The 20,494-nt window shown below is 66.6% G+C and carries 18 protein-coding genes; 15 read left to right on the top strand and 3 right to left on the bottom strand.

What is annotated here, in order from left to right:
- Nucleotides 1–54: 54 nt before the first annotated feature.
- Complete coding sequence (locus ACIA03_RS23370; protein WP_396986972.1) at nt 55–1,098, bottom strand: AraC family transcriptional regulator; 1,044 nt, start codon at nt 1,096–1,098, stop codon at nt 55–57.
- A 97-nt stretch (nt 1,099–1,195) separates the two neighbouring features.
- Here ACIA03_RS23370 and ACIA03_RS23365 point away from each other — a divergent pair, with 97 nt between their 5' ends.
- The 6 genes from ACIA03_RS23365 to ACIA03_RS23340 all read left to right on the top strand — a co-directional run bounded on the left by ACIA03_RS23365 (nt 1,196) and on the right by ACIA03_RS23340 (nt 8,657).
- The gene (locus tag ACIA03_RS23365; protein WP_396986971.1) at nt 1,196–2,164 is read left to right on the top strand and encodes an AraC family transcriptional regulator; all 969 of its coding nucleotides are present in this window, start codon (nt 1,196–1,198) and stop codon (nt 2,162–2,164) included.
- A 129-nt stretch (nt 2,165–2,293) separates the two neighbouring features.
- Entirely contained in the window at nt 2,294–3,199 is a 906-nt protein-coding gene (locus tag ACIA03_RS23360) for an alpha/beta hydrolase (RefSeq protein ID WP_396986969.1), read from the top strand.
- 12 nt (nt 3,200–3,211) lie between these two features.
- The gene (locus ACIA03_RS23355; protein WP_396986967.1) at nt 3,212–5,209 is read left to right on the top strand and encodes an acetoacetate--CoA ligase; all 1,998 of its coding nucleotides are present in this window, start codon (nt 3,212–3,214) and stop codon (nt 5,207–5,209) included.
- An 82-nt stretch (nt 5,210–5,291) separates the two neighbouring features.
- The gene (locus ACIA03_RS23350; RefSeq protein ID WP_396986965.1) at nt 5,292–5,759 is read left to right on the top strand and encodes a tautomerase family protein; all 468 of its coding nucleotides are present in this window, start codon (nt 5,292–5,294) and stop codon (nt 5,757–5,759) included.
- Nucleotides 5,760–5,865: 106 nt separating this feature from the next.
- On the top strand, nt 5,866–7,083 hold the full coding sequence (locus ACIA03_RS23345; RefSeq protein ID WP_396986963.1) for an acetyl-CoA C-acetyltransferase: 1,218 nt from the start codon (nt 5,866–5,868) through the stop codon (nt 7,081–7,083).
- Nucleotides 7,084–7,175: 92 nt separating this feature from the next.
- Nucleotides 7,176–8,657, top strand: coding sequence for an MFS transporter (locus tag ACIA03_RS23340; RefSeq protein WP_396986961.1), 1,482 nt, complete (start codon nt 7,176–7,178; stop codon nt 8,655–8,657).
- Nucleotides 8,658–9,157: 500 nt separating this feature from the next.
- Here the strand turns inward: ACIA03_RS23340 and ACIA03_RS23335 are convergent, their stop codons facing one another.
- Together ACIA03_RS23335 and ACIA03_RS23330 are read right to left on the bottom strand one after the other, a co-directional pair.
- Complete coding sequence (locus ACIA03_RS23335; protein ID WP_396986959.1) at nt 9,158–10,339, bottom strand: acetyl-CoA C-acyltransferase; 1,182 nt, start codon at nt 10,337–10,339, stop codon at nt 9,158–9,160.
- Nucleotides 10,340–10,393: 54 nt separating this feature from the next.
- Nucleotides 10,394–11,215 carry a crotonase/enoyl-CoA hydratase family protein gene (locus ACIA03_RS23330; protein ID WP_396986957.1) on the bottom strand — a complete coding sequence of 274 codons (822 nt, stop codon included), beginning with the start codon at nt 11,213–11,215 and terminating at the stop codon, nt 10,394–10,396.
- A 118-nt stretch (nt 11,216–11,333) separates the two neighbouring features.
- On the opposite strand from ACIA03_RS23330, the gene ACIA03_RS23325 reads away from it, so the two are divergent.
- The 9 genes from ACIA03_RS23325 (at nt 11,334) to ACIA03_RS23285 (ending at nt 20,472) form a co-directional block, all read left to right on the top strand.
- Entirely contained in the window at nt 11,334–11,957 is a 624-nt protein-coding gene (locus ACIA03_RS23325; protein ID WP_396986955.1) for a TetR/AcrR family transcriptional regulator, read from the top strand.
- 2 nt (nt 11,958–11,959) lie between these two features.
- Nucleotides 11,960–12,784: an MBL fold metallo-hydrolase gene (locus ACIA03_RS23320; protein WP_396986953.1), complete on the top strand. Its 825-nt coding sequence runs from the start codon at nt 11,960–11,962 to the stop codon at nt 12,782–12,784.
- A gap of 658 nt (nt 12,785–13,442) precedes the next feature.
- Entirely contained in the window at nt 13,443–14,072 is a 630-nt protein-coding gene (locus ACIA03_RS23315) for an SRPBCC family protein (RefSeq protein WP_396986951.1), read from the top strand.
- A 33-nt stretch (nt 14,073–14,105) separates the two neighbouring features.
- Nucleotides 14,106–14,633: a (2Fe-2S)-binding protein gene (locus ACIA03_RS23310; RefSeq protein WP_396986949.1), complete on the top strand. Its 528-nt coding sequence runs from the start codon at nt 14,106–14,108 to the stop codon at nt 14,631–14,633.
- The gene (locus ACIA03_RS23305) at nt 14,630–17,008 is read left to right on the top strand and encodes a xanthine dehydrogenase family protein molybdopterin-binding subunit (protein WP_396986947.1); all 2,379 of its coding nucleotides are present in this window, start codon (nt 14,630–14,632) and stop codon (nt 17,006–17,008) included. Before ACIA03_RS23310 ends, ACIA03_RS23305 begins: the two co-directional genes overlap by 4 nt.
- Complete coding sequence (locus ACIA03_RS23300; RefSeq protein ID WP_396986945.1) at nt 17,005–17,871, top strand: FAD binding domain-containing protein; 867 nt, start codon at nt 17,005–17,007, stop codon at nt 17,869–17,871. The genes ACIA03_RS23305 and ACIA03_RS23300 overlap by 4 nt, the downstream gene beginning before the upstream one ends.
- A 48-nt stretch (nt 17,872–17,919) precedes the next feature.
- A complete protein-coding gene (locus tag ACIA03_RS23295; protein ID WP_396986943.1) occupies nt 17,920–18,342 on the top strand; it encodes a hypothetical protein in 423 nt (140 codons plus the stop codon).
- Between the two features lie 295 nt (nt 18,343–18,637).
- Nucleotides 18,638–20,167 carry an AMP-binding protein gene (locus tag ACIA03_RS23290; protein WP_396986941.1) on the top strand — a complete coding sequence of 510 codons (1,530 nt, stop codon included), beginning with the start codon at nt 18,638–18,640 and terminating at the stop codon, nt 20,165–20,167.
- Nucleotides 20,168–20,310: 143 nt separating this feature from the next.
- Complete coding sequence (locus ACIA03_RS23285; protein ID WP_396986939.1) at nt 20,311–20,472, top strand: hypothetical protein; 162 nt, start codon at nt 20,311–20,313, stop codon at nt 20,470–20,472.
- The last annotated feature ends 22 nt before the right edge of the window (nt 20,473–20,494 follow it).

Below are 20,494 nucleotides of genomic sequence, written 5' to 3'. Positions count from 1 at the left end.
CGCCTTTCATCGTTGGGCTGTCCTTGCAGGCTATGAACGCTGCGGCCGGCCCCGCTAGAACGGCTGTGCCTCTGCATGGGACTCACGTGCCGCATCGCGCCGGAGCGCTGACGGCGACGTCCCGAACCACCGTCGTACGGCGCGGGTCAGGCTCGACTGCTCGCGTAGGCCGACCTGGGCGGCGATCTGCGAGAACGACAGGTTCGTCGTCGTGATCAGCGTGTGGGCCTGGTCGCGCCGCACCCGGTCGACCAGCTCCTTGAAGGTTGCACCTTCGACGACGAGGAGTCGCTGGAGGGAGCGCGGATGCATGCTCAGCAGTCGCGCCGCCTTGGCCAGGTCGGGCCGGTCTGGTCCTGGCTGACCCTGGAGGATCGCGAGCACGAGATCGGTCACCGGCACCTCTTCGTGCCCGAAGTGCGTCTCCAGGAAGTCGATCGCGATCTCCCGCAGCAGCTCGTTGCCGCCGCCGACCGGGACAGCAAGAAACTGCCGCGGGAGCCGCAGGAGCGCTTCGACACCGTCGAACACGACGTCGGCTCCGAAGTACTCCCGGTAGACCGCCTCCGGGGCGATCCGCCCATGCGGCAGGTGGACGGAGCGCAGGCCGTAGTTCCCTCCGCTGACCAGCACGACCACCCGGTGGACCAAGCCGAGGCCGTAGTCGATCGACTGAGGCGAGCCCGTACCCGTCGTACTCGAGTAGCGGAGCGCAAGGAGGGCAGGGTTGTTCAGCGGGTCCGCGATGACCTCATGTGAGAGGGCCGGGCTGAGGACGAACAGGAACCGCTCCGCCGATTGGAGGGCCTCACCAACCGTCTGCGCATTCTCCATCGCGATGGCCAACGGGCCCAGGATGTGCAGGTCCTGCCGGGCCGCCAGGCGCAGGCCGAGGTCGGGTACGCCGAGTCGGCTCGCAGCGTCCTCGAGGAGCCGTTCCACGTCGCGCAGGCTGATGAAAACGTCGGGCTGAGTGCCTACCTCGGCATCAAAGCCATGAGCCGCGAGCAGCTCCTCACCCTGGCCGCCGAGCTCGCCGACCAGCGCTGGAAAGCCACGCAGGATGCCCGCCCGGATCGGCAGGTCACTGTCGCGCATGGCCAAATCCTTGTCGCCTAGGGGCAAGTAACGTTCGTCACATCGAAGCACACTTTTGGAGAACGCTGAAGACGAGTCTGACCGCAGGAGCGCCACCATGACCATGACAGAACTCCGATCCGCACCCACCTTCGCACCGAAGCAGGGGCTCTCGTTCGACGAACTCCACGCGCGCTGGCGAGACGCCGTCCACGACCGCCTTGCGCCCATGGACCTCCGGTCCACCAGAGCGATCCCCGAGGTCGGGTCACTGGAGGCACGGGACCTGGGTGACCTGCTGATCACGGACTGGCAGAGCACGGAGATCGAGGGCGTGCGCCGCAGTTCCACGGCGAAGAACGACGCCTGCGCCCTCGTCCTGTTCACGGTGACGACCGGTCGCCTGATCATTCAGACTCCCGAGAGGACCGTGGTCCTGCGGCCCGGCGTGCTGCTGGTGATGAGCACTCGCGCCACGGGCAACTTCGTGGTCCCGGAGTCGGCCACCAAGCGCACCGTCCGGGTGCCCCTCACCGCTCTCGCTCCCTATGACACCGGCGTGGGCGTTCCCGACTTCCTGCTGCTGGATACCCGTGAGAACCGATTGGCACAGCTCGCTCAGGACTTCATGAGCGGCGTCGATGCCCAGCTCGACCGACTGACGCCGACCGAGGTCGAGGGTGCCCGTGACGCCCTGATGACGCTGATCGCCGGGATGATCCGCTCAGGACACGCACCGGATGTGAGCGAGACCGACTTCCTGCCCTTCCTGCGCAAGCAGATGGAGGGATGGATCGCCGACCACCTCACCAAGGGCGTGATCCGCGTCGGCGACCTCGCCGCGGCGTACAACGTCGCTGCGCGGACGGTCCACCGTGCATTCGCGGCGACCGGCGACACCATGGGATCGGTCGTGCGAGCCCAGCGTCTCGCTGCTGCAAGGAACGACCTGGTGCACACCTCTGCCTCCGTCGCGGCCATCGCACACCGCTGGGGATTCTGCGACGCGAGCCATCTCGGACGTGAGTTCCGCCGCGAGTTCGCGATGTCTCCGGGTGACTACCGCGCCGCCCACGGCATCGTCTGAGCGCTTCGTCGGCGCGCTCTCTGGGCGTGGCGCTCCGGTTCCACCCGCGGGCGCAATCATCCTATGAGACGGGCGTCACAGTTTCATACGGTCGTTCTGTCAGACACCACGACAGAAGGCGGCACTGAAATGACTCGCGAAGACATTGAGTTCACCGGTGAGGGCGGCGTCACCCTCCGCGGCTGGTTCTACCCGGCCGACAACGCCACGGGGCCGGCCCCGGCCGTGGTGATGACCCACGGAATGACGGCCGTCAAGGAACTCTACCTCGACGACTACGCGGCGCACTTTGCGGCCGCCGGTCTCAACGTGGTCGTCTACGACCACCGCAACTACGGCGAGAGCGACGGCCTGCCGCGCCAGGAGACCGACCCGGTCCTCCAGCACCGCGACATCCGCAACGCCATCACGTACGCCTCCACCCGCCCTGATGTCGACGCCGACCGGATCGGCCTGTGGGGTACCAGTTTCGCCGGTGGACACGCACTCCTCGTCGCGGCCATCGACAAGCGCGTCAAGGCCGTCGTCTCCCAGGTGCCCTTTATCTCGGGCTCCCGCGCCTTCGGCGCCCAGGTACGCCCCGACTTCGTCTCCCATGTCCGCGACCAGTTCAACGGCGACCGGCTGAACCGGTTCGCCGGTGGCGAGCCCGCGAAGCTCGCTGCCGTGACCGATGACCCGGCCGGGCAGGCGATGATGCCCGCACCCGACGCCTACGAGTGGTTCACGAAGGGTGCCGCCAACCGCGCGCCGAACTGGAAGAACGAGGTCACCGCACGGAGCCTGGAGTGGGCTTCGGAGTACGAGCCGGGCAGCTATATCAGCCGGATCTCCCCGACCCCGCTGCTGATGCTCGTCGCCGACAACGACACCGTGGCCCCGTTCCAGTTCGCGCTGGATGCCTTCGAGGACGCCCGCGAGCCCAAGGAGCTCAAGGTTCTCTCGGGTGGTCACTTCGACGGGTATGGCGGGCCTGGTTTCGAGGAGTGCGCGTCGGCGGCCCGTGACCACTTCGTCAAGCACCTCGGCGCCTGATCGAGCTTGATGATGAGTACCACTACCGACCGCCCCGATCCCTCCGGCCTCGCCGCGGATCTCGGCGCGGTCATGAGGCCCGCTTTCGAGGGAGCAGCGCTTGCCGAGACCGGGCTCGGCAAGTACGTCGCCTGGCTCGCCGACCGCGGCCAGCGATTCGACTCCTACCGCGATCTGTGGACCTGGTCGGTGGAGGACCTGGAGGGCTTCTGGACATCGATGTGGGAATACTTCGACGTCCCCGGATCACCCGGCAGCTGCGCCCTCGGCGCCCGAACCATGCCAGGCGCCAACTGGTTCCCGACGGCTCGTGTGAACTACGCGGAGACCATTCTGGGATCAATTGATGATCCCGACCGTGTGGCCATCGTGGGCAGATCGCAGGCGCGGGACACGCTCGAGCTGACCTTCGGCGAGCTCGCCGAGCAGGTCCGCCGTGCGCGCGCAGCGTTTCGCGCACTGGGTGTCTGCAAGGGTGATCGCGTCGTCGGCTACCTCCCGAACATCCCGGAGGCCGTCATCGCGATGCTCGCCACCGTCTCGCTCGGCGCGACGTGGGCCTGCTGCCCGCCGGAGTTCGGCGCCAAGAGCGTGGTCGACCGGCTGGCGCAGCTCGAGCCGAGGCTTCTCCTTGCCGTCTCCGGCTACAGCTACGGGGCGAAGGAGGTCGACCGGACCGCTGAGCTACAGATTATCCGGGACTCCCTCCCGACGGTGGAGAACGTCGTCGGCCTGTCCTACGGGCCGCATGAGGTCAGTGGCGCCCATGACTGGACCTCGTTGCTCGAGCAGCAAAGCACGGACGAGCCGCTCGAGTTCGAGCCGGTCTCGTTCGACCACCCCCTGTGGACGTTGTTCTCCTCGGGGACGACCGGTCTGCCCAAGGCCATCGTCCACAGTCACGGGGGCATTGCCCTCGAGCACCTCAAGCTGCATGCGTTGCACCTCGACACCCGCCCCGGCGACCGGGTGATGCTGATGAGCACGACCGGCTGGACCGTGTGGAACTGCATGGTCAGCGCCCTCATGATCGGGGCGAGCATCGTGGTCACGGACGGAAATCCCTTCTACCCGGACCTCGAGGAGCCCTGGCGAATCGCGGCTGAGACCGGGGTCACCAACTTCGGCACCAGCCCCGGATACCTGATGGCTTGTCGCACTGAGTCGATGCGACCCGCCGACAGCTTCGACCTGAGCGCCCTCCGCACCCTCGGAGTGACAGGTGCGGTGCTTCCCCCGGAGGCCTACGACTGGATCTACGAGGTCCTGCCGGCCGAGGTCTACCTGAACTCCATGAGCGGCGGGACCGACATCTGCTCCAACTTCGTGTCGGGCAACCCCTGGGTCCCGGTCTACCGGGGCGAGCTCTCGGCCCCGACGCTCGGGGCCGATGTGGCGGCCTTCAACGACGAGGGCGCAGCAATCGTCAACCGGGTCGGGGAGTTGGTCGTCCGATCCCCGATGCCCTCCATGCCGGTGGCGTTCTGGAACGACGTCGGCATGGAGCGCTACCTCGCGGCGTACTTCGACATCTACCCGGGAGTCTGGAGGCACGGCGACTGGGTCACCGTGTCAGACCGCCAGAGCGTCGTCATCCAAGGCCGTTCCGACGCCACGCTCAACCGCGGTGGCGTCCGGATCGGCACGGCCGAGTTCTACAACCTTGTCGAGGCACTTCCTGAGATCCAGGACAGCCTCGTCGTCCATCTCGAGGACTCCGCGGGAGGCCCTGGCGAGCTGATGCTGTTCGTCCAGCTCACAGAGGGCCACGCGATGACCGAAGACACCGTGAAGGCGCTCAAGGGCGTCATCCGCAAGGAGTTGTCGCCTCGCCACGTCCCCGACCTCGTGGCTGCCGTCCCGGCAGTGCCGCGGACCCTCACTGGCAAGAAGCTCGAGACACCTATCAAGAAGATCCTGGCCGGCGCCCCGCCGGAGCAGGTCGTCTCCCCAGGTGCGGTCACCCGCTACGACGCCATCGAGGCGTACCGGATCGCGGCCTCGGTTTAACGCGTGACCCTGCACCCCGACCGAGAGGTCGACCAGATCAGACCGCGTGGCGGGCTGGAAACACTCATTAGGAGGAACTGCAATGCCGTACTGGGAAATCTTTACGCCGGAGAACGCCTTCACGCCCGAGGACAAGCAGCAGCTGTCCAAGGACCTCACCAAGGTGTACGTCGACTTCGTCAACCTTCCGGAGTTCTATGTCGTCATCCGTTTCCAGGAGATGCCGGAGAACACGATGTACGTCGGAGGCGAGCCGCAGAACAACTTCGTCCGGATCGTCGTGGACCACATCGCCCGCCAACTGGACGACCCGGAGTTCCGCAAGCTCGCCATGGCTGTCTTCGAAGCGACGCTCGCTCCCTACATCAAGGACCGCGGCTTCGGCTGGGAGATCCACTTCGACGAGACGCCCATCGACCTGTGGCGAGTCCAGGGCCTGACGGCTCCTCCTGAGGACTCCGACATGGAAAAGCTCTGGGCCAAGGAAAACCGCCCGATCCCCTACGACGAGGCCACGATGCTCCCGCTCGAGCCCGTCTCCGCCTCCTGATCGAGGCCCCGCGACGGAGGTCCTGGGGCACGGCGCGCTCCGTGCCCCAGGACCTCATCCAGCTGTTGGCACGGCACCTGACCGACCACGACAGAGAGTGATCCCCATGCCCGAAGCAGTCTTCGTCGCCCACACCCGCTCCCCGATCGGGCGCGCCTTCAAGGGCAGCCTGAAGGAGGTCCGCGCTGACGACCTCCTCGCCCAGGTCATCGGGTCGCTCCTCGCCGGCCTGCCCGAGCTCGCCACCGACGAGATCACCGACCTCATGGTCGGCTGTGGCCTCCCCGGCGGCGAGCAGGGCTGGAACATGGCGCGCCGCGTCGCCGTCCAGCTCGGCCTCGACACCCTCCCCGGCACCACCGTCACGCGCTACTGCTCGTCGTCGCTGCAAACCACGCGTATGGCCTTCCACGCGATCAAGGCGGGTGAGGGCACGGCGTATCTGTCCGCAGGCGTCGAGGCCGTCTCGAGATTCGTCAACGGCAACTCGGACAACTTCCCGGGTACCGAGAACCCGCTCTTCGCCACCGCGATGGAGCGCACCGCAGCTCGCAAGGCCAGCAACGCGCCGTGGAGCGATCCGCGCGAGGACGGCCTCGTTCCCGACATCTACCTCGACATGGGCGAGACCGCCGAGAACGTCGCCTCGTTCACGGGCATCTCGCGCGAGCGCCAGGACGAGTGGGCCCTGCGGTCGCAGCAGCGGGCTGAAGCCGCCATCAAGCGCGGTCACTTCGAGTCCGAGATCACAGGCATCACCCTGGCCGACGGCACCGTCATCTCCGACGACGACTGCCCCCGCTTCGGCACGACGTCGGAGGCGCTGGCCGGCCTCGAGCCGGTCTTCCGCAAGGGCGGCTCCGTCACGGCTGGCAACGCGTGCCCGCTCAACGACGGTGCTGCTGCGCTCGTCGTGATGTCGGATGTCCGCGCACGCGAGCTCGGCCTGACCCCGCTCGCCCGGATCATCTCGACCGGCGTCACCGGCCTCTCCCCCGAGATCATGGGCCTGGGCCCGATCGAGGCGACCAAGCAGGCGCTGCGCCACGCGGGGATGAGCATCGGCGACATCGACCTCGCGGAGATCAACGAGGCGTTCGCGGTGCAGGTCCTCGGGTCGGCCGACGCGCTGAAGCTCGACGAGGACAAGCTGAACATCAACGGCGGCGCGATCGCGCTGGGTCACCCGTTCGGCATGAGCGGCGCCCGGATCACGGGCACGCTCATCAACAACCTCCGTTCGCAGGACAAGACGATCGGCCTCGAGACGATGTGCGTCGGCGGCGGCCAGGGCATGGCCATGGTCATCGAGCGTCTCAGCTGAGCCGCGTGTAAGGCCCGGGCGGACCGTCCGCCGCCTGGGCCTCATGTCTGCCCACACACTCACCTCTTCGCCCGACTGCCCGAGGCCCCGCCATGACGCTTTCCTCTATCCGCGAGGTCAACCCTTGGACCGTTCTCGCGATCGCAAGTACAGCCGCCTTCATGGTGATGCTTGACACTCAGGTGCTCTTCGTCGCCTTCGACGACATCCGGGCGAGCTTCCCGTCCGTCTCCTTCGCGACGATGTCGTGGACGCTGTCGGCCTACACGATCGCCCTCGCGGCGACGCTCGTCACTGCTGGCCGGATGACCGATCGCTTCGGCCGGCGACGCACCTTCGTCACTGGTCTGGTCGTCTTCACCACTGCTTCGTTGCTCTGCGGGCTAGCCCCCGCACCGGGCCTTCTTGTCGCCTTCCGCGTCGTCCAGGCATTCGGCGCAGCAGCGTTGATGCCCGCATCCCTCGCCCTCGTCCTCTCCGTCTTTCCCCCAGCGCGGGTCCCGGTCGCAGTCGCCACTTGGGGCGCGGCCGGCGCCTTCGCCGCTGGAGTGGGCCCGACAGCCGGAGCGCTCCTCGTCGAGGCATTCGGCTGGCGGTCCGTGTTCCTTGCCAACGTGCCTGTGGGCATCATCGCCGTGACCCTGTCGATCAGCCTGCTGCCCGAGTCCCGTGAGGCTGTCCGCGAGCGCTTCCCGGATGCGCTGGGAATCCTTCTGCTCGCCGGCTCGCTCACCCTGCTTTCCCTCGGCATCGTGCAGAGTGAGCGGTGGGGCGCGCTCAGCCTCCCCACCGCCGGCGTCGTCACGTGCGGCCTGGTCGTCCTCCTCTGGTTCGTCCGCCGCTCCCTGTCCGTGCCCCACCCCGCGCTCGACCTGAGCCTGTTCACGCGGCCGTCGTTTCGGTGGGCGAACATCACCACAGCTGTCTTCACCATCGGCTTCACAGCGATGTTCTTCGCGCTGATCCAGTTCATGACCTCCGTGTGGCACTACAGCGTCGTCAAGGCGGGACTGGCGATGATGCCCGCCGCCTTCATTGTCATGGTGTTGGCTCCTCTGATGGGCCGGGTCGCGGCGCGATACGGACAGCGCAGGCTGCTGATCCCCGGTGGCCTCGTGTACGCCGCGTCGGCCGCGCTCCTCCTGCTCTCGCTCGACACCGATCCGTCATGGCTCACCGCCCTTCTGCCCTCCTCGTTGCTCACCGGGCTCGGTGCGTCCCTGGTCCTTCCCCAGCTGACGAGCGCCGCTGTGCGCGAGCTGTCATCGGACGAGTACGGCGCAGGCGCGGCGGTCAACCAGGCCATCCGCCAGTTCGGCGCGACGTTCGGGATCGCGCTGACGGTGGCGCTCCTCGCCGGCGCGACGCCCTCCGACGCAGTCGCATACTTCCAGAGGGTGTGGATCCTGATTCTCACCTGCGGCGTGCTGGCTTCGGTCGCGGCCCTCGCCCTGCCACGCAGGTCCCGCTCTGCCGCACCGGTCGTGGCGCCGGCCCCCGCCTCTGCAGCTGACCAACTCTTCACCGATTCCCCCTTACACCAACGGGAAAGCCGTGCCCGAAACCATCAATGACCGGATCACCTAGGCCTTCGTCGACCGCGTTGTCCGGATCGAACTCACACACGGTCAGGCGCACAACAGCCTGGACGGTCAGATGGGCCGGGCGCCACACCGGGCAGCCCAGCGTGCCGAAGAAGAAGTACGACTCCACGATGCCCGCGTGGTCCTCGTCAACGCTCAGGGCCCTACGTTCAGTGTCGGCGGAGACCTGGCCGAGTTCAAGCGCCTCGTGGCGGCATCGCGAGTCCTGACGGCATCGCAGGCGTCGACGCCTTCCTCGCGAAGAGGAAGCCGGCCTTCAACTGCTGTTTGTTGCGACCTGTCGATGACGCCGCCGCGCAGCGCCGGTTGAATCGGCGAGCCCACGCTGCGCGGCTACGTCCACGACATCTACTCGTCCTGGCACCCTTCCAGCCGAAGGAACGTCTGCGGGCTCATCACAGGACGTGAAAGGACCCCACGGTTGGAAGCCGTGGGGTCCAGAGTGATACCGACGAGTGCGGGATCGGACGTCAGGCGACCTCGAACAGGCCCGCAGCACCCATGCCGGTCGCGGCGCACATCGTGGTGACGACGTACTTCGCGCCGCGGCGCTTGCCTTCGATCAGGGCGTGGCCCACCTGACGGGCGCCGGTCATCCCGTACGGGTGGCCGATCGAGATCGCGCCGCCGTTGACGTTCAGCAGCTCGTCGGGGATGCCGAGCCGGTCACGGCAGTACGCAACCTGCACGGCGAAGGCCTCGTTGAGCTCCCACAGGTCGATGTCGGCCACGGTGAGGCCGAACCGCTCCAGCAGCTTCGGGACCGCGAAGACGGGACCGATGCCCATCTCGTCGGGCTCGAGACCGACGCTGGTGTAGCCACGGAAGTACCCCAGCGGCTGCAACCCCTTGCGCTCGGCCGCCTCGGCGCTCATCACGACAGCGGCCGAGGCCCCGTCCGAGAGTTGGCTGGCGTTGCCGGCGGTGACACAGCCTTCGGGACGGACAACCGGCTTGAGCGCCTGCAGCCCCTCGCGTGTGGTGTCGGGCCGGTTGCCCTCGTCCTTCGTCAGAGTCACGGTCTGGAACGAGACCTCACCGGTCTCCTTGTCGACGATCTTCTTGGAGGTCTCCATCGGGACGATCTCGTCGTCGAACTTTCCTTCTGCCTGAGCCCGAGCGGTCCGCTGCTGGCTCTGGTATGACAGCTCGTCCTGGATCTCGCGGCTGACCTTGTACCGGTCATACACGACCTCTGCGGTGTCGATCATGTGGGTGTAGTAGTCCGGCTTGTTCTTCTCGATCCACGCCTCCGGGGTCATGAACTGGAAGCCGGGGACCTGGACCATGCTGATCGACTCGACGCCGCCACCGACGGCGACGTCCACGCCCTCGTTCAGCACCTTGTACGACGCAATGGCGATCGCCTCCAGACCGGAGGTGCAGAACTTGTTCAGGGTGGTGCCTGGGACCGACACCGGCAGCCCGGCGCGGATCGCGATCTGGCGAGCGATGCCGCCGGCGGCGACGTCGGACGGCATGGCGATCCCGACGGTGACGTCCTGGACCTCGCTCGGGTCAACCCCTGCCCGCTCGACAGCATGTCGGACGACGTGCCCGCCCATCGTGGTCGGATGGGTGTCGTTGAAAGCCCCCCGGTATGCCTTTCCGATGGGGGTACGGGCTGTGGAGACGATGACAGCTTCACGCATGGTTCAGTCCTTCGGTCATGGTTCGATGTTGAGTGGGGTTGAAGGTGGAGGGGCTCAACGGCCCACGTAGTTTCCGGCGCGGCGCTCCTTGAAGGAGAGCACTCCTTCGGCGGCGTCCTGGGTGCCGAGGATCTCGGTGCGCAGGGGCGCGATCAGGTCCAGGCCGGCCTGAAGACCCTCGTCGTGCACGCGTCGGCCAACGGTGAGGGTGTGGCGCACGCCGATAGGACCAGCCTTGGACACCGCCGTGGCCAGCTCGGTGGCGCGGGCCTTGAGCTGGTCGGCCGGAACGACCTCCTGGACGAGGCCGAGCCGGAGCGCCTCCTGGGCGTCGAGCGGATCGCCGGTCAGCAGGTAGCGCATGGCGTTGCCCCAGCCGATGCGGTCGCTCCATCGGGCGGCGCCGCCTCCGAAGGCGAAGATGCCGCGAGCGACCTCTGGCTGGCCGAAGAAGGTGCCCTCTGCGGCGATGATCATGTCACCAGCCAGTGCCAGCTCCATGCCGCCGGCGAAGCACATGCCGTGAACGGCGGTGATCAAGGGCTTCGAAAGGCGGGCGCCCTCGATGCCGAACGGGTCGTAGTCGTCCGGGCCGTAGCTCAGGCCTTCGTCCTCGACCAGCTCCGAGAGCCGGGTCAGGTCCGCTCCGGCGCAGTAGACCCCGCCCTCGCCGTACAGCACGGCGCAGCGGAGATCGTCGTCCTTGTCGTAGCGGGCGTAGACGGCCGACAGCTCGGCGAACATCTCAGGCGTCAGGGCGTTCCGCTTGTCCGTCCGGTTGAGGCCGATCAGCAGCACGTGGCCCAGAACCTCCGTGACGATGCCGCCGGTCTCCTGGCTGGTCTTCTCCGCGACGCGGGCTGCACTGTCCGTCATCTGTGGTCCTCTCCTAGAGTATGGGATCCCTATGATAGAGATCACTCTCTTTCGTGTCAATCCACACAGCTCACCATGGCGATTGAGATGAATAGAGAATATTCGCTATCATCGGCACATGGCAACGACGGTCAAGAAGAGCACGCTGGAACCGAGGCGGCGTCTGATGAACGCGGCGGAACTGTTCTACACGGAGGGGATTCGCGCCGTGGGGATCAACCGGCTGCTCGAAGAGGCGGAGACGCCGATCATGAGCCTGTACCGGATCTTCGGTTCCAAGGAGGGGCTCGTCGAAGAGTTCCTGCTCGACAAGGACGCGCGCGTCCGCACGCTGTTCGAGAGCGAGATCGAGCGGCTTGCTGACACGCCGAAGGAGCGCGTCTTCGCGTTCTTCGACGTCCTGGGTCAGGTGACCGCAGGATCGGACTACCGCGGCTGCACCTTCATCAACGTTGCAGTCGAGATGGCAGACCCCGAGCACCCGTTCGTCGGCATCGCCGTGTCGCACAAGGAGTTCATGCGTGACGCTTTCTCCCGCCACCTCTCGGATGCGGGATTGCGTGAGACCGAGCCCTTGGCCACCCAACTGTCGATGCTGGTGGACGGCGTGTTCGTGGCTGCGCAGATGCGGACCGGCGGCGAGCAGTTCGCCGCCCAGGGACGGATGGCTGCCGAGGTGCTTGTCGAGGCAGCATTCGCAGCCCAGGGCGCGACGAGCAAGTCGAAGGCGCAATCGCGATGAACGTGGAGGTTGACGTCTACACGTGCGACGCGGTCGACTTGCCGCGCGGCGGAACGTTCTCACCCACCACCTGCTCGCTGATCCTGGGTGAGAACGAGGCGGTGCTGGTCGATACCCAGTACCGAGCGGCCGACGTCGACGAGGTGATCCAGCGCATCGACACGTCCGGGCGAACGTTGACGACGATCTTCGTCACCCACGGTCACTTCGACCACTACTTCGGGCTCGAAATGCTTCTCGAACGGTATCCGGCGGCGCGCGCGGTGGCCACTCCTGCAGTCGCTGCCCACATAGCGCGGAACATCGTGGCTGAGCGTGCATCGGCAGCACGCTTCTTCGAGGGACAGGCGCTCGACAACACCGTTGTGCCCGAACCACTCGCTGGCGGCGCCCTTTGGGTCGACGAGTCCGAGCTGCGGGTCATCGACCTGGAGCAAGCTGACATCGCGCCGACGTCTATCGTGCACATTCCGTCGATCGACACCGTGATCGCAGGCGACGCGATCTACAACGGAGTGAACCCGTTTCTGGCCGCGAGCGGTCCGGACGACTGGCCCAAGTGGGTCGCGAGTGTTGGCCGCATCGCCGGCCTGGAGCCGACGACGGTGATCGCTGGACACAAGTCGCCCGCACGTAGCGACGGTGCGGAGTGCATCGAGGAGACTCGGCACTACCTGGCGAGCTTCATCGACCTCTTCGAGACGTGCTCGGACTCACGCGAGCTCGTGAGTCGGATGACAGATCTCTACCCCGACCACGTCAACCCCTCGGCGTTGGTGATGTCCGCCGTCACTGCGTTCAAGCAGAAGACGCGCCCGGAAGGCTGATCCGCCTTCCCCAGGCTCGCGGCTTCGGCACTCCAACGCTCGAGCCGCGTCACCCTGGCCGCGACGGCCGCGATGAGATCCCGCTCCGTCCGGGGCATCGTGGCCCGCACGGCGTCCGGCTGCGGGTGCACAGTTCCCCGGCGGGCGCATAGGCGTCTTGATCGGGCCATCGCAGCATCCGATGAGGCTCCGCCGCCGGCTGGAATGTCAATGCCATCGCGCGGTCAGGCTGGAACGCCGTGCTGCTCAACGCCGCGCTGCTCTATGTCGCCTCGTTGTGCGCACGCACGACGATCCGCAGGGAAGGTCTACTTCTCCGTCGGATGCGTTCGCGCCTCTAGACGGTATGACGTGACCGCTTGTGTCCCTTGCAGGACACAAGCGGTCACGTCATACCGCCCTAGGGAATTCCGGTTCGATCGGTACGCCTGCTAGAAGCAGGCCCCTCGGCTGGCCATACAACTGCGCCATGAGGACGCGTGCCCGCCGCGAGGTTGAGGTCGCGGGGCGAGCATCGGGCAGCAGGGATGCGCTCGGGACAGAGCGTCGCATTGCCGTTGACATGAGAGCGAGCGTTCTCTAACGTTGTGGTGTCGGTCACACGACGCATACATTCAGTTAGCTGCTACCCGAGGTAACTCGGAACAAGGAAGCACACGTGAAACTCGAGCACTCCTTCCACGTCGATGAGGACATCGACACGGCCTGGGACGTCCTCAACGACGTTCGCAGAGTTGCGCTCTGCATGCCGGGGGCGGCAGTCGACACTGTCGACGGCGACGACATCACCGGAACCTGCAAGGTCAAGCTCGGACCGATCGGGCTGACCTACAAAGGGCAGGCGACGTTCATCGAACGTGATGCGCTCGCGCATCGGATGGTGCTGCACGGAAAGGGACAGGACGGCGCGAACGGGCGCGCGGCTCTCGCGGTCGTCGTCAACCTGACCCCGGAGGGTGGGAAGACTCGGGTCGATCTCGAGACGGATCTCAAGCTCACTGGAAAGCCTGCGCAGTTCGGTCGGGGCGTCATGGCGGACGTAGGTGACCGACTCATCGGCCAGTTCGCGGACGCGCTTGCTCGGCAGCTCGCTGAGGACAAGGTCTCGCCTCCCAGCCCCGCGCCGAGCACCGCCGTCAGCGGCGAGATCGACCACGGATCTGCGGAGCCCCTGGACCTCCTCTCCGTGGCAAGCCGCGCCATGGCTCGCCGTTCGGCGACCACAGGCCTCTCGCTGGTCGGCGTACTGCTGCTGACCATTGCCATCCGACGCGCTCGGCGTCGGTAACCAGCCCACTCTCGACGAACGGAGCGTGACCGCATGACGAGCGATGTCATCGGAACAGAACAATCAGCAGGCGCACACCGCGTACCCGTCTCGTACACCTTGAACGGGGAAGCGGTCAGCTGCGAGGTCGAGGCGAGGACCTTGCTGGTCCATCACCTTCGAGAGGACCGCCGCCTGACCGGCACCCACGTGGGTTGCGACACGAGTCAGTGCGGCGCGTGCGCAGTTCATGTCGATGGCCGCGCGGTCAAGTCGTGCACGGTCCTGGCGGTACAGGTCGATGGCTGCGAGGTGACCACGATCGAAGGGGTGCACGGAGACGACCCGAAAGACCTGCACCCGGTGCAGTCGGCATTGCAGGGCAAGCACGGACTGCAGTGTGGCTTCTGCACTCCTGGCTTCGTGATGACGGCGTTGGACATCTTGGACACCGATGAACTCCTCACCGACGAGAAGGTCAGGCAGGGACTGATCGGGAACATCTGCCGTTGCACCGGCTACCAGAACATCGTCGACGCCCTGGTCGAGCTCTCCGCGGACAGGCAGGAGTCCGGCGAATGAGTAGTGCCACGGAGACATCCTCATCCGCGACGAATCGGCAGTACGTCGGCGAGTCGGTTCCGCGACGCGAGGACTTCCGGTTCCTCACCGGCACGGGAACCTTCAGCGAAGACATCAGCCTGACCGGCATGCTGTACGCGTCGATGGTGCGCTCCACCCTCGCCCATGCGGACATCGTGTCGATCGACACCGAGGCCGCTCGCGCCCAGCCTGGCGTTGTCGCCGTCTTCACGGCTGCCGACTTCGGCGACCAAGAGATGGGGACCATTCCGACCGACTGGACGCTGCCGATCATGGACGGCATCCCGGATCGTTACCCGCTCGCTCGCAATGCCGTGAAGTACGTCGGGGAAGCGGTGGCCGTCGTCATTGCGGAGACGCGGGCCCAGGCCGACGACGCGACATGCTTCGTCGACGTCGAGTACCTCGAACGTCCCGTGGTGGTCGACACCGAGGCGGCTGCCAGCGAGGGCGCGCCGCTGGTGCACGAGCGCTATGAGCGAAACACCTCGTACCTCTGGCATCTCGGCACCGGCGACTGGGACACGGTGGCGGCGGCAGCGGATCACGTCGTCGACCTGCGACTGGTGAACCAGCGTGTCCACGCGAGCTCGCTGGAAGCACGTGTCTCCATCGCCGACTACGCGGTCGGCACCGACTCGCTCACGCTGTACCTCGGGACACAGAACGTCCACGTCGTACGTCGCAACCTCTCGATCGCGATCGGCATCCCTGAGAACCGTATCCGGGTCGTCACTCCGGCTGTGGGCGGAGCATTCGGGTCGAAGCTGTGCCTGTATCCGGAGGACGTGGTCGTCAGCGCCGTGAGTCGCCGGCTCCGCCGGCCGGTGCGGTGGGCGGAGTCGCGAGCCGAACACTTCACCGGAACCTCAGGCGGGCGCGATCACGTGGAGTACGTGTCCATCGCGGCGGACAAGAGCGGGAAGATCCAGGGTCTGAAGGTCACGACCTACGCCAACCTGGGCGCCTACGTCTCCGGCATGGGCGCAGGCATCCCGGTCGTGTCCGGAATGGTTTTTCCCGGCGTCTACGACATCCCCGTCGCGGACGTCGACATCCACGGGGTCTTCACGAACACCAGCACGACCGAGACCTATCGCGGCGCCGGGCGTCCGGAAGCGACGTACCTGATCGAGCGCGCCGTCGACGAACTGGCAGCAAAGATCGGCATCGACCGCGTCGAGCTGCGCCGCCGGAACTTCATCCAACCGGACCAGTTCCCGTACTCGAACGCCACCGGAATGACCTACGACTCAGGCGACTACGAGAAGGCGTTGGACAAGGCCCTCGACATGATCGGCTGGGACAAGCTCCTCGCCGAACACGACGAGGCCAGGTCGCGCGGACGGATCGTCGGGCTGGGGGTGAGTGTCTACACCGAGTTCTGCGGATTCGGCGACGCCTTCCAGCTGCAGCTTGTCGGCTTCGACCGTGCGACCTGGGAACAGTCCGTCATCACGGTGACCCGCACAGGCTCGGTGATCGTGCAGGTCGGGATCGACGCGGCCGGCCAAGGCCACGAGACGTCGATCGCGCAGATCGTCGCGACAGAGCTCGGGCTCGACATCGACGACGTCGAAGTGCTCCAAGGCGACACCGACATCGTGCACTTCGGCACGGGGACGTTCAACTCCCGGTCGATGTCGAGCGCCGGATCCGCGGCCGCACTGGCCGCCAGGAAGATCATGGCCAAGGCCACCCGTCTGGCCGCCCACATGCTGGGTGTCGAGATCGACGACGTCGCCTACGAGTCTGGAGTCTTCGTCAGGAGGGACGGGAAGGGGCGTCAGCTGAGTTTCGAAGACGTGGCAGTCGAGGCGTGGCGCGGTGTGGACCTCCCCGAGGGGATGGAGCCCACCCTCAAGGAGATGGCCGTGTTCGACCCGCCGGCTTTCACCAGTCCGTTCGGCGTGCACCTCGCCGCGGTGGAGATCGACCCGGACACCGGAGCTATCACCATCGACCGTTACGTCGCAGTCGATGACAGCGGCCACTTGATCAATCCGACGCTCGCCACCGGTCAGATCCACGGCGGCGTCGCCCAGGGCATCGGTCAGGCGCTCTACGAGAACCTCGCCTGGGACGAGGACGGCCAGCCGGCCTCGGCCAGCTTCATGCAGTACGCCGTCCCCCGGGCGCATCAGATGCCACAGCTGGAGACTGGTCACACGGTCACGCCGTCACCGATCAACCCGCTGGGAGTCAAGGGTGTGGGCGAGTCAGGTGCGATCGGTTCCCAGCCAGCGGTCGTGAATGCGGTGATGGATGCGGTGCGCCGGCTCGGAGTCGAGAACCTCGACATGCCGCTCACCCCCGCCAAGGTGTGGATGGCCCTCCAGGAGGCAACGAAATGATCCCTTCGGCATTCGCGTACGCCTCCCCCGCGACGCTGGACGACGCCCTGGCCATGCTGGCCAGGGGCGACCAGGACATCAAGGTGATGGCCGGTGGCCAGAGCCTGATCCCGTTGCTCAAGCTGCGTCTGGCCAACCCTGCAGTCATCATGGACATCTCACGTCTGAACGACCTGCGCAGGATCGAACATACGCCGGTCAGTGTCAGGATCGGCGGCCTCGTCACCCATGACCAGCTCCTCAACGAAGACCCGGTCATCCGGACCTGGCCCATCATCGAGGATGCAGGTGAGGACCTGGCCGACCCCTTGGTGCGCAACCGAGGCACTTTCGGGGGATCGTTGGCCCACGCCGACCCGGCCGGAGACTGGCCGGCGGTCGCGCTGGCGACCGACGCCGTCGTGCAGGTCCGGAGCGTGCGTGGCGTGCGGGAGATCGCCGCCAAGGACTTCTTCACGTACCTGTTCACGGCGGACGTCGCCGACGACGAGATCCTCACGCACGTCGAGCTGGCGAGGCCCGAGGCCGGAACCGTGTCGGCGTACGTCAAGATCGCTCACCCGGCGTCGGGCTACGCAGTCGCCGCCGCGGGTGTGAACCTCACCCTCGATGCCTCGGGAACGTGCCGCGCCGCCCGGGTGGCTCTCACGGGTGTTGCAACCACGCCGTTGCGTTCGGTGGCAGCCGAGAGCGCGCTCGAGGGGACCACGGTCGACGACGATGCGGTGCGCGCGGCTGTCGAGCACGCAGCCGACGGAGTCGATGTCCTAGGCGACGGCTATGCGCCCGTGGAGTACCGCCGACACCTGATCGGGGTCGTGGTCGGTCGCGCCCTTCGACGCGCTCTCGATCGACGACTCTGAGCGTTCCCATGGCCCGTTCGAAAACCAAGAAACAAGAGAGGCAAGACCATGACTGACCAGCTCAAGTTCTTCTCGGAGGAGTGGTGCGCCGCAGCAGCGGCTGCCCACGTCGGCGAACTCGCCGAGCAGGCGAGCAAAGCGCTCAGGGACGCGGCCAACTTCAACCACATCCTGGGGTTCGGCGTCACAGATCGACCTGATCTGACCAACCACGTCGAGATCGTGGCGGGCCGGGTCGTGAACTGGAGCACCACGAACGTCTACCCCGACGACCAGCTCCTCGCCAGCTTCCAAGGCAAGGTGGAGCACTATCGCGAGGCCGCCGAGGGAAAGACACCCGCGGCGAACCTGGTCATGGGCGGCAAGGTGCGGCTGATCAGGGGAACGATGAAGGACGCCATCGAGAACGCAAAGGCCTTGAACGTCATCATCGCGGCCTGGGGCGATCTTCCCACCGACTGGGACGTCTGAGCCTCGAAGGCTCAGATCCGGACAGTGGAGAGACCCATGCGTGACATCGTCGCCGGGCCGATGGCCCGGCGTGCCAAGGGCGCGCCCTTCGCACTTGCCACGGTGATCCAGACATGGAGCTCTGCTTCTCGTCCATTGGCCCGGATCTGGGCGCCCTAACCCCAAAGAGCCCGCGGTATCCATCGCGGCCGAGATCATCGTCGCAACGCGAGGTGCCAGCACGGTGCGCCGTTGCGCGAGTGCGTAGGAGCAATCCACCAGTGAAGAATCACATGCAGACACGAGGAGAGTCCTGATGCTCAACGCCGCACAGATCCTTTCGCACGCAGCCGCGGCGGCGCCCGACCGCACGGCGTTGCGGTTCGGCGACCTGGCGATGTCCGTCGAGACCCTCGACGACCTCGCCAAGAACACCGCCCTGCTCCTGGAGAAGGAAGGCGTGGGGCCAGGGCACCGAGTGGCCTTGGTGCTGCCGAACGTGCCGCACTTCCCGATCTCCTACTACGGCGCCCTTCGAACCGGCGCAACGGTGGTGCCGTTGTCGCCGCTGATGAGTGCGGCCGAGCTCGAGTACATCTTCAAGGACTGTACGCCGACAGCTCTCGTCGTGTGGAGTGGCATCCACGAGGCAGCCGCCCAGGCCGCGCGCGCCTGCGGCGTCCGACTGGTCTACTCGGCGGGCTCGCCCGGCGCCCCGGAGACCGGGCTGCCCGACCTCCTCGAGAGTGCTGCAGCCGAAGCCCGTGACCACGAGGCAGCCAGCACCGATGCGTCCGACCTGGCCGTGATCATCTACACCTCCGGCACCACGGGCTCACCGAAGGGCGCGGCGCTCACTCACGACAACCTGGTGTGGAACGCACGTCTCTTCGGCGACGCCGTGGGACTGATGGCCGGCGACGTCGCGCTTGCAGCGCTGCCGTTCTTCCACTCCTTCGGCCAGACCAGCATCATGAACGCCGGTATCAACTACGGCGTCGAGCTGGTGCTGCAGCCCCGCTTCGACGCAGCCGGAGCGCTCGACCTCATCGAGCGTCACAAGATCACCCTGTTCATGGGAGTGCCCAGCATGCACGCGGCGGTGCTCGCGGAGCAGCAGTCGCGGCCGCGCGAGGTGTCCTCGCTGCGCTGGCTGGCCTCGGGCGGAAGCGGTCTGGCTGCCGGGCTCCGAGAAGCGCTCGATCTCGAGTTCCAGGTGCCGATGTACGAAGGCTACGGTCTCTCAGAGACCTCGCCGATCACGCACGTCTGCGGACCGGGGCACCACAAGCCGGGCAAGGTCGGACCCCCGATGTGGGGTGTCGAGCACCGCGTCGTCAGCGCCGACGGCACTCTCCTGGGTGTGGGAGAGGTCGGCGAGCTGCACGTGCGTGGCCACTGCATCATGGCGGAGTACTTCGGGCGCCCCGACGCCACGAAGGCCGTGATCGATGCGAACGGCTGGTTCGCGACAGGCGACCTGGTCACCATCGACGAGGACGGTTTCGTCGAGGTCGTCGACCGGTTGAAGGACATCATCATCCGGAACGGCCACAACGTCTACCCGTCGGACATCGAGACTGTGCTGAGCGAGCATCCCGCTGTGCACCTCTCGGCCGTGATCGGCGTCCCCGACGACAGAGTCGGCGAGGAGGTTGCCGCGGTCCTGATGTTGAAGCCTGGTGCGTACGCGACGCCCGACGAGATCACTGCTTTCCTCAAGGAGCGCGTCGCGGCCGACAAGTACCCCCGCATCGTGCAGATCGTCGACGAACTGCCGCTCGGGCCGACCGGGAAGGTGCTCAAGCGGGCCATCAAGCTGCCCGCCACGTCCGTCACCGGGTGAAGTGCACCTGCACGCCACCCGGGCCGGGTGGCGTGCAGGAGGGCGTCCTGGCAACGCCCAAACCGTAACTGGCGACGACGGGTGTGAAGAGGACGTCGTGAGCAGAGGTGTCGATGATCACGGCGTGCTTACGCGGTGGCCCCGTGCCTGCCCGCAGCGATCAGCAGAAGACGCGGTTCCTTGCGCAGCCCGGTCAGCCCACCGAGCCCTGCGAGAAGATCGCGAGCGACGACGGCGAGCGCCCCGATCAAGTCCGGCTGATCGACCACGACCAGCACCGGACCTCGCTGGCGAGCCCGTCGTAAAGCGCACGCGGCCCTTGTTCCG

It is taken from the genome of Nocardioides sp. NPDC051685 (assembly GCF_044453405.1).
In the GTDB taxonomy this organism is placed as follows: domain Bacteria; phylum Actinomycetota; class Actinomycetes; order Propionibacteriales; family Nocardioidaceae; genus Nocardioides.
This window is presented reverse-complemented; position numbering and strand designations above follow the sequence as displayed.